General features: G+C 63.7%; 6 protein-coding genes. All 6 read left to right on the top strand.

Annotated features, from left to right (window positions below):
• Window positions 1-242 precede the first annotated feature (242 nt).
• From V7E26_RS18115 to V7E26_RS18090, 6 genes are read left to right on the top strand one after another with little or no spacing between them, the layout of a single operon-like run.
• Window positions 243-536, top strand: coding sequence for a helix-turn-helix domain-containing protein (locus tag V7E26_RS18115; protein ID WP_324418491.1), 294 nt, complete (start codon window positions 243-245; stop codon window positions 534-536).
• Entirely contained in the window at window positions 536-2,548 is a 2,013-nt protein-coding gene (hyfB, locus tag V7E26_RS18110) for a hydrogenase 4 subunit B (protein WP_324418489.1), read from the top strand. Before V7E26_RS18115 ends, hyfB begins: the two co-directional genes overlap by 1 nt.
• Window positions 2,539-3,495, top strand: a complete 957-nt coding sequence (locus V7E26_RS18105; RefSeq protein ID WP_324418487.1) for a respiratory chain complex I subunit 1 family protein — start codon at window positions 2,539-2,541, stop codon at window positions 3,493-3,495. The genes hyfB and V7E26_RS18105 overlap by 10 nt, the downstream gene beginning before the upstream one ends.
• On the top strand, window positions 3,495-4,163 hold the full coding sequence (locus tag V7E26_RS18100; RefSeq protein ID WP_324418485.1) for a hydrogenase-4 component E: 669 nt from the start codon (window positions 3,495-3,497) through the stop codon (window positions 4,161-4,163). The genes V7E26_RS18105 and V7E26_RS18100 overlap by 1 nt, the downstream gene beginning before the upstream one ends.
• Window positions 4,160-5,611, top strand: a complete 1,452-nt coding sequence (locus V7E26_RS18095; protein ID WP_324418483.1) for a hydrogenase 4 subunit F — start codon at window positions 4,160-4,162, stop codon at window positions 5,609-5,611. Before V7E26_RS18100 ends, V7E26_RS18095 begins: the two co-directional genes overlap by 4 nt.
• A 12-nt stretch (window positions 5,612-5,623) precedes the next feature.
• Window positions 5,624-7,135, top strand: coding sequence for a hydrogenase large subunit (locus V7E26_RS18090; protein ID WP_324418481.1), 1,512 nt, complete (start codon window positions 5,624-5,626; stop codon window positions 7,133-7,135).
• Window positions 7,136-7,140: the final 5 nt, after the last annotated feature.

Raw genomic sequence — 7,140 nt, 5'->3', positions numbered from 1 at the left:
AACAAAAAATCTCAAAATTCGCGTTTTCGGGCGCGAATCCGCGAAGTCGGGTTAATGCCGAGAACCGCTGCCTCCGATCCGGGCGCGACGCGCGAACGCGCGCATCCTTCCCGCGGACTATTCACAGATGCGCCCCTCACAATAGATATCTAAAATATCACTTATTGACATAATAACATCAATACTTATGATGGAGAAATGATCTCCGAAATCCGCCCGAGCCTCGCTGGCGAGGCCACCTGATGATCACCGCGGCTCAATTGCGGGCTGCCAGGGTGCTTCTCGGCCTCGATCAGCGTCGGCTCGCAGAACTATCGGGACTTTCGGCGCCCACCATCCAGCGCATGGAAGCGAGCGGAACGATGGTTCGAGGCAACGTCGATTCGCTGGTGAAGCTGATCACGGCGCTCGAAGATGCCGGCATCGAATTGATCGACGACGGCGCGAGCAGCAATGCCGGCGGGCGCGGCGTTCGGCTCAAGGCTGGTTCCGGAGATCGCACGGATAGCACAACATCGAGCGGGACGCGCAGATAATGTCGGCGGTTCTCCTGCAAATGCTCTGTGTCGCCGGATTGTTCGGATCGGCGGCGCTCGCGATCGTCCTGAGCCGCTCGAAAATCGCCACGACCATCATCTACGGTGCGACACTGGCCATATCGGCGATTGCATTGATCGGCGCCATACGGAGCCTGCTCGGCGGCGCAGACGCCACCGCGCTCGCCCTGCCGGTCGGACTGCCGTGGCTTGGCGCGCATTTCCGCCTCGACGCATTGGCCTCATTCTTCCTCATCGTCATCAATCTGGGCGGGGCGTCGGCAAGTCTCTATGGCCTCGGCTACGGCCATCATGATCCTGCGCCGCATCGCGTGCTGCCGTTCTTCCCCGCCTTTCTGGCCGGCATGAATCTCGTGGTGCTGGCCGACGATGCCTTCTCCTACCTGCTGTGCTGGGAGTTCATGTCGCTGGCGTCCTGGGCCCTGGTCATGGCGCACCATCGCGAGGCGGGCAACGCCAGAGCCGGCTACGTCTATCTCGTGATGGCAAGCTTCGGCACGCTCGCGCTGCTGCTCGCCTTCGGCCTCCTGGCAGGCCCGGCGGGAGACTATGGGTTTGCCGCCATCCGCGCCGCGCAGCACACGCCCTCTTCCGCGACGCTGGTGCTGATCCTGATGCTGCTTGGCGCCGGTTCAAAGGCTGGCCTCGTGCCGTTGCATGTCTGGTTGCCGCTCGCCCATCCCGCCGCGCCGAGCCACGTATCCGCTCTGATGAGCGGCGTCATGACCAAGGTCGCGATCTACGGCTTCATTCGGGTCATGTTCGACCTGCTCGGACAGCCGGGCTGGGCAGCCAGCGCGATCGTGCTGTTCCTCGGCAGCATCACCGCCGTCATGGGGATTCTGTATGCCCTGATGGAGAAGGACCTGAAGCGCCTGCTGGCCTACAGCACCATCGAGAATATCGGTATTGTCTTCGTCAGCCTCGGCCTTGCCATGGCATTCCAGGCCAACGGACTGAAGGCGGCGGCGGCGCTCGCCTTCACAGCCGCGCTGTTTCACGCACTCAATCACTCCCTCTTCAAGAGCCTGCTGTTCTTCGGCGCCGGTGCGGTCCTTAGCGCGACCGGCGAGCGCAACATGGACAAGCTCGGCGGCCTCATCCACCGCATGCCATTTACGAGCTTCGCCGTTCTCGTCGGCTGCGTCGCGATCTCGGCACTGCCGCCGTTCAATGGATTCGTGTCGGAATGGCTGATATTCCAGGCCGTGCTGCAAAGTCCGGAACTGCCGCAGTGGGCGCTGAAGATCATGGTGCCCGCGGTCGGTGCGATGCTCGCTCTTGCTGCCGCGCTGGCCGCCGCCTGTTTCGTCAAGGCTTACGGCGTGACGTTTCTCGGCCGCCCGCGCGATGCGGCGGCGGCGGGCGCGCATGAAATCGATCGCTTCTCGCTCGGCGCGATGTTCATCCTCGCAGCACTCTGCCTGCTGGCCGGAATCCTGCCGGGCCTGGCAATCGACGCCCTTGCGCCGGTTGCGACGCAGATGCTTGGCAGCCGCATGCCGGCCCAGGCGGGTCAGCCCTGGCTCTCGATCGTGCCGATTGCGGAGAGCCGCAGCTCCTATAACGGGTTGCTGGTGATGGCGTTCATCACGGCAACTGCATCGCTTGCCGTCTATGTCATTCATCGCCTCGCCTCGCAGGCGCTGCGGCGGGGACCCGCCTGGGGATGCGGCTTCTCCGACGCCACGCCTGCCGCGCAATATTCGAGCGTCAGCTTTGCGCAGCCGATCCGCCGCGTGTTTGGCACGCTGGTGTTCCACGCCCGCGATCACGTCACGATGCCGCCGCCCGGAGACCTACAGCCGGCCCGGCTCCGAATCGAGCTGCACGACCCGGTGTGGAGCACGCTCTATGCGCCGATTGCCGACACGGTTGGCTTCCTGTCCGGACGGCTCAATCGCCTGCAGTTCCTGACCATCCGGCGATATCTCAGCCTGGTCTTCGCCACCCTCGTGACGCTGCTGCTGGTGCTCGCGATATGGTCCTGATCTCGGACATCATCGTGCAAGGCGTGCAGATGCTGCTGGTGCTGCTGCTCGCCCCGCTGCTGACCGGCTATGTGCGCAAGATCAAGGCCCGGCTGTTGCGCCGCCGGGGCGCCTCGGTCTTTCAGCCCTATCGCGATCTGCTGCGGCTGTTGCGCAAGGAAGTGGTGCTGGCCGACAACGCCTCATGGCTGTTCCGCGTGACGCCCTACATCACCTTCGCGGCGATCTGGGTTGCCGCCGCCCTGGTGCCGACCTTCGCGACCGGGCTGCTGTTCAACTGGACCGCCGATCTCATCGCCATCGTCGCGCTGCTCGGAAGCGCGCGCTTCTTCCTCGCGCTCGCGGGGATGGATGTCGGCACCAGTTTCGGCGGCATCGGCTCGAGCCGCGAAGTCATGATCGCAGCGCTCGCCGAACCCGCCATGCTGCTGATCGTGTTCTGCCTGGCGCTGGTCGCCGGCTCGACGCAGCTCTCGACGGTCTCGCACCTCCTCGCCTCGTCGTATGTGGGATTGCGGGTATCGCTTGGAATGGCGCTGGTCGCGCTGTTCATGGTGGCGATCGCGGAGAATGCGCGCATTCCGGTCGACAACCCGGCGACGCACCTCGAACTCACCATGGTGCATGAGGCGATGATCCTGGAATATTCCGGACGCCACCTCGCGATGATCGAACTCGGCGCCTTCCTCAAGCTGCTGCTCTACGTCTCGCTGATCGCCTGCGTGTTCTTTCCATGGCAAATCGCCCTCTACGGCAGTGGCGCCCTGTCCTACACGATCGGCGCCGGCGCCTACATCGTCAAACTCGCGCTGGCCGGCTTTCTGCTCGCGCTGTTCGAGACCGCCACGGCGAAGATGCGGGTGTTTCGCGTCCCGCAATTCCTCGGCGCCGCCTTCATGCTGGGACTGCTCGGCACTCTGTTGCTGTTCGTTTCGAGGAGCTTCTGATGCAGGTGCACAGCCTCGCTTTCGACGTCTCGCATACGCTGGCCGGCGGACTGGTGCTGATCAGCCTGATGATGCTGTATCAGGACCGCCTCTATTCGCTGCTCAATGTATTCGCGCTCCATGCCCTCGTGCTGTCGCTGTCGGTCGCCTGGCAGGCCTTCATCCAGGATGCGCCCCATCTCTACGTCACCGCGATGATCGCCCTGGTGTTCAAGGCGATCGTCATTCCGGTGGCGCTCCACCGCATCGTCAAGCAGCTAGGCATTCACCGCGACATCGAGTCCGCGGTCGGAATCGGACCAACCATGCTGGCCGGAATGGGACTCGTGGCACTCTCGCTGGTTCTCATGCTCCGGGTGACGAGCGACGCCGACCCGCTGGCGCGCGAGGATCTCGCCTTTGCCCTGTCGGTGGTGCTGCTCGGACTTCTGGTCATGGTGACGCGCCGCAATGCGGTCAGCCAGGTTGTCGGGTTCATGTCGCTGGAAAACGGACTGGTGCTGGCCGCGACCGGCGCCAAGGGCATGCCGCTCGTTGTCGAGATCAGCATCGCGTTCTCGATCCTGATCGCGTTCATCGTGATCGGCATCTTCCTGTTCCGAATCCGCGAACGCTTCGATTCGGTCGACGTCTCCGCGCTCGACGATTTCAGGGGCGAACGCCGATGACCCTTTCATTCTTCGATCCGGTCACCGCGGTGCTCGTGATCCCGATCGCTTCCGCGGCCCTGCTCGCCGTACTGCCCGGCTATCGGCTGACGGCGCGGCTGAACGTCGTGGCGAGCCTGGCGACATTGCTGTCTGCGCTCTCCTTGTTCGTGATCGAGCGGCCTGCCCCCGGACCATACGTGCTGGTCGACGATCTGAACATCGTCTTCATCGTGCTCAACAGCTTCGTGGGATTCACCACCAGCATCTTCAGCGCCAGCTATATCGCGCATGAACTCGAGACCGGCCGGCTGACACCGGCATACCTGCGCTTCTATCATGCCATGTATCAAACCATGATGTTCGGCATGAACCTCGCGTTCGTGTCGAACAATATCGGCCTGATGTGGGTGGCGGTCGAACTCGCGACCCTGACGACGGTGCTGATGGTCGGCATCTACCGTACCCATGCGGCACTCGAAGCCGCCTGGAAGTATTTTATTCTAGGCAGCGTCGGGATAGCGCTCGCCTTGTTCGGCACCATCCTTGTCTACATGGCGGCCCGCCCAGTCATGGGCGAAGGCCACGACGGCATGGTCTGGACGCTGCTGGTCGAGCGCGCCGCGAATTTCGACGCGGCGTTGCTCAACGTCGCCTTCGTATTCCTGTTTCTCGGCTACGGCACCAAGGTCGGCCTCGCGCCGCTGCACGCCTGGTTACCGGACGCGCATGCCGAAGGTCCGACGCCGATATCGGCGGTGTTGTCGGGCCTGCTGCTGAACGTCGCGCTTTATGCGCTGCTGCGCTTCAAGATATTGCTCGCGGCCAATCCGGCCTCGATCGCGCCCGGTCCGCTGATGGTGACGATGGGCCTGGTCTCGCTGATCTTCGCGGCGTTCATGCTGTACCGGCGGCGCGACATCAAGCGGCTGTTCGCCTATTCCTCGATCGAACACATGGGCATCATCGTGTTCGCGTTCGGCATGGGCGGCCCGCTCGCCAATTTCGCCGGGCTGCTGCACATGGTGATGCACAGCCTGACCAAGTCGGCCATCTTCTACGCCGTCGGGCACATTTCGCAGATCAAGGGCACCCAGCGGATTTCGCGAATCCGCGGCCTCACCGTTACCCATCCGGCGCTTGGCTGGGGACTGGTCGTGGGCGTCGTCGCGATCGCCGGGCTGCCGCCGCTCGGGATATTCATGAGCGAGTTTCTGGTGGTGAGTTCGACCTTTGCAAGGCAGCCGTTGCTTGCGATCGCGCTGGTATTGGGCCTGCTGCTGGCTTTCGGCGCACTGACATTGCGCCTGACCAGCGTCGCGTTCGGCGAGCCGCGCGGCAGCACGGCTTCGGCCGACGCCTCCTATATCCCGATGTTCGCGCATCTCGCGCTGGTACTGGGCGCGGGGATTTATCTTCCCGCCCCCCTGGTGGTCTGGTTCCAGCACGTGGCGCAGCTCCTTGGATAGGAACGAATTGATATGCCATCGCTGATCGATCTGACGCTGGAGGGTCGTAAGGTCGCGCAATACGGCCTTTGGCCACGCGTGCTGGTCGATGCTTCGATCTGGACATTTGCGGCGAGTGAACTACCCCACGGTCGCTGGTCTCTGCTCGGCCTTTGGGGCGAGCCCGCGACCGTGCACATGGCGATCATGGATGGACAGGACGCCGGCATCGCGGTCATCAGCCTCGAATGCCCCGACCGCCGGTTTCCTTCCGTTGCAAGGCATCACCCGCCGGCACTGCGGCTGGAACGCACCATCCACGATCTGTTCGGATTATCTGCCGAGGGCGCGCCCGACCTCCGGCCCTGGCTCGATCACAACCGATGGAATGTGCGCTTCCCGCTGGGAGATCGCAGCGACGCACTGCCGAAGGCTGAGCCCTACCGTTTCCTCGCCGCGGAAGGCGACGGCCTGCACCAGATTGCGGTCGGCCCGGTGCACGCAGGGATCATCGAGCCCGGACATTTCCGCTTTACCGCCAGCGGAGAGACCGTGGTCCGGCTGGAGCAACGGTTGGGGTATGTGCACAAGGGTATCAACGGCCTGATGGCCGGTGTCAGCCTCGAACGCGGCGCTCAACTCGCGGGCCGTGTGTCGGGCGACAGCACCGTCGCCTACGCATACGCGTTTTCGCGCGCGGCCGAAATCGCGCTGGATCTTGTGGTACCGGAGCGAGCCGTGTTCCTGCGCGCGCTGCTCGCAGAACTCGAGCGGCTCGCCAATCATCTCGGCGACATCGGCGCGATCTGCAACGATGCGTCCTTCGCGCTGATGCACGCGCATTGCGGCATCTTGCGCGAGAGCGTACTGCGCGCAGCCGGCGCGGCCTTCGGCCATCGGCTGATGCGCGACATCATCGTGCCCGGCGGCGTCAGCCGCGACATCGGAAAAGATGGCACCGAAACCATCCGGGCCGCGCTGGAGAACATTCGCGCGCGCTTCCCGGCGCTTGTTGAACTGTATGACAACACCGCTTCGCTCCAGGACCGTACCGTCGATGCCGGAACGCTCAAGCCGCCGCTGGCCCGACAATATGCTGCCGGCGGCTATGTCGGCCGCGCCTCGGGCCGCTCCTTCGATGCGCGCCGGACGCTGACCTATCCGCCTTACGACAGCCTGCGTTTCGACGTGCCTGTCCTCAATGAGGGCGACGTCAACGCACGGGTCTGGATCAGGATACGCGAGGTCGAACAGAGCCTTTCTCTGATTGACCAGATCCTGAGCCGCCTCCCCGAGGGACCGACCAGCAATGAAGTCCCGCTTGGAGGACAGGTGCGCGAGGGCATGGCGACCGTGGAAGGATTCCGCGGCGACATCCTGGTCTGGCTGCGCTTGCGCAATGGCCTGATCGAACGATGCCACATGCGCGACCCTTCGTGGTTCCAATGGCCACTGCTCGAAGCGGTGATCGAGGACAACATCGTTGCGGACTTTCCGCTCTGCAACAAGTCGTTCAACTGCTCTTATTCGGGTCACGATCTGTAAGGACG

The sequence above is a fragment of the Bradyrhizobium sp. genome (assembly GCF_036735945.1).
GTDB lineage: Bacteria > Pseudomonadota > Alphaproteobacteria > Rhizobiales > Xanthobacteraceae > Bradyrhizobium.
The sequence above is the reverse complement of the archived record's forward strand: the minus strand, read 5'-3'. Positions and strand labels throughout refer to the sequence as shown.